Genomic DNA, 2706 nt, shown 5'->3' with positions numbered 1-2706 from the left:
ACCTGCATGCTACATAAACCGAACCAGCTAGGGGCCGGACTTGTTCCTCGGGAATCGTTGGTAAACATTCTGAGCGGGGATCGGATAACTCTTCTCCGGAAGACCCCAGTGCCCCTTCGGCTTCCACATAACGCCGATCGGCACAGCCTTGCTATGACCCCTTGGCAGGTACCCGATCAGTTCGGCTATTAAGGTGCGGACCGTAAGTCGGATCTATCCCTATGTTCCCACATCTTTGGTCACTATCCCCGTCCAAGACACCGAAGATTGGAAACGAGTGGACGGTTATCCTCTGACCTGCCGGTTTGGCGCGGTGTGTATGTGGATAATCCCCTCGCCCGCCGGGTCAGACTTGGCAGCCTCAAACGATGCAATCAACCACGTCGTTTAGCGAAGAGCTTTGCTTGCTCGCTGAAGTTCGCCATCGGAGCATCTCGTTTCGTCACCTCTACATCGCCAACGCCGGCTGACGGCGAGCTTCCTTCCCACGAGCTCAAGCTTCTGCGGTCGTGGTAACCGCCACCAGGTCACCAAGCTATTCCCGCGCCACAGTTTGAGTCTGGGGCAGTCGAGGATCTGAAGCTGTGTTCCGGGCGACTTGATCGCCGGACCTTCGCGCCAAGACGACGCTGCTGCGAGCCATGTTTTCTCGGCAATACCGAGTGTCAGAGGTATATCTCGCCGACTGGCGCAGTCTCCAGGATCCAGAAGCCATGCGTACGCTTCTAGCTGATCAGCGTTTGGCGCTGTCGCTTTCCGTTTCGGCCCTCGCGAGGAACTGCTCGGTTGTCGAGGGAAGATGGTCTTTCAACCATTCCGCCATCGCGACCTCCTCTCGCAAGTTCTCGTCGCAAGCCCGCGCGACCTCAGTTTCGCCCATCGATTGAGCTGCGGCAATTAGGATCGTGTAGGACGCGATTTCCATGTGCTCGAAAGTGTAACTCGCGAGTGATCCCTTCATCACCTCGTCGCCGGCGAAGATGCCGCTCAACGATTGCGCCATTGCAGTTAACTTGCCGCCAGCATCCTTCATCGTGGATGAACCCTCATCCATTCGGTCGAGGCAGATTTTCAACCGAGCAGCCTGCTGCCTCGTTTCATCGAGGTGCAGTCGGATTCGGTCGCTGAGCTCGGGATAATTCTCGATGCGGCTCAACTGCCCGTTCAACATCGTTTCGGCCTGCTCTTCCATAGCATGAGCGTCTCTAAGCCATTGGACAATCCATTCTCGCGCCTCTGACATTTCAAATCTCCTTAGTGGGTGGAGAAGAACTGCCGAACGGTGACATTGTTCCCACTCGTCTGGTCGGATTAGAGAGGTCCGATGAGACGGGCAGCAGACGGCGGCCGCGATTTTGTACTTCGGAGTTCACCAGCTTGGGGTTGGGGTTTCAAAAGCGGGAAGTGATCGACAAGCGGTTGCTCGCCGCATCACCTAGACAGCGCGCGGCGGACCTGAGAGCCGCCTTGAATCCATCGGGCACTCGTCGGCGGATGCCGCTTTAGGCTCTTCCCTAGCGCAGGACCGGTCAAGAGGCGAGAGCTAGAAAACTGTCGCTGGCGCGCACCGCGGCCGACGCGACCGAGTATTTCCAGATCCCGACTGGGCGCGTGGTGGAGATCGGAACCCAAGTGGCTGTCTGACTGGTCAAATCACCAGTATCGCCCCGTCGATGTTCGAAAGCTGCCGCTGACCGGTGCAGTTGCCCTGCGTGAACATGCAGATGGATTTATCGGACCTGTGGGAGCATACTGCGTGGACGCGTTCCTTTATTGAGGAATAAGCTGATGCGCGTCGGCACCAGAGGCGTTCCTATCGAATACTACACGCTGAGAATTGCGGGGCCAAAAGGTTCGCGATCTGGTGTTGAAAGCGCAATCGTCGGCTACCTCGCAGAGCGGCCAATCTTCGGCACGGTCACAGATGCGCTCGGTACCCGGTATCGCTATGTCGGGCTTGCCGCGCGCCTTCCTGACGGGCGTTACGATATCGAAGCTCTTTTCCCCGGTGAATGGATCGTTGAACCAGGTTTGATCTATAAATCTGAAGACGAGCTGCCCCGCGCTGGGAAACGCGCAACAAAATCGACCGGCATAGCGTTAGCTCTTCGCAGCTGGTTGCTCAGCCAATGAGCCGGGATCGATTTCGCAGACCGCCTTGCATTTGGAACAACCTGTAAACGGACAGAGAGGGACAAAACGATGGCTGGGGAATCCAAGAAACACGAAGGGGGCGTATCTTATCACATCCCCGGTTCCGAATATTTCGAAAAACGCGGGCTGAAGCGTCACGCTGGCGTCTTCTCGCTTTGGGCATTGGGCGTCGGAGCCGTCATTTCGGGCGACTTTTCGGGCTGGAACCTCGGCTTTGCCGTCGGCGGCTGGGGAGGCATGTTCATTGGAACGGTGCTGATCGCTATCATGTATCTCGGCCTGACCTATTCCATCGCGGAGATGAGCCCTGCCCTGCCGCATACCGGCGGCGCCTATTCGTTCGCGCGTACCGCTTTCGGGCCATGGGGCGGCTTCATCACCGGCATAGCAGAAAACATCGAATACGTGCTCACGCCGGCGGTCGTGGTTTATTTCATTGGCACCTACATGACAGCCATAACCGGCACGCCTGATGCCTGGCAGCCGATCTGGTGGCTCGCCGGCTACCTGGTCTTCGTTGGGCTGAACGTGCGTGGCGTCGCGCTTTCATTC

At 57.6% G+C, this 2706-nt stretch carries 3 protein-coding genes; 2 read left to right on the top strand and 1 reads right to left on the bottom strand.

Annotation, left to right across the window (positions count from 1 at the left end; genetic code table 11):
• Positions 1-733: 733 nt before the first annotated feature.
• Positions 734-1243, bottom strand: coding sequence for a DUF892 family protein (locus E5W70_RS31760; RefSeq protein WP_292665227.1), 510 nt, complete (start codon positions 1241-1243; stop codon positions 734-736).
• A 545-nt stretch (positions 1244-1788) separates the two neighbouring features.
• Between E5W70_RS31760 and E5W70_RS31755 the strand changes: the two genes are divergently transcribed.
• Both E5W70_RS31755 and E5W70_RS31750 read left to right on the top strand, forming a co-directional pair.
• Entirely contained in the window at positions 1789-2133 is a 345-nt protein-coding gene (locus E5W70_RS31755; protein ID WP_292665226.1) for a hypothetical protein, read from the top strand.
• Positions 2134-2202: 69 nt separating this feature from the next.
• Positions 2203-2706: amino acid permease (locus E5W70_RS31750; RefSeq protein ID WP_366509777.1), on the top strand; the 504-nt coding region annotated here is incomplete at its 3' end.

Source organism: Mesorhizobium sp. (assembly GCF_005063415.1).
In the GTDB taxonomy this organism is placed as follows: domain Bacteria; phylum Pseudomonadota; class Alphaproteobacteria; order Rhizobiales; family Rhizobiaceae; genus Mesorhizobium.
This window is presented reverse-complemented; position numbering and strand designations above follow the sequence as displayed.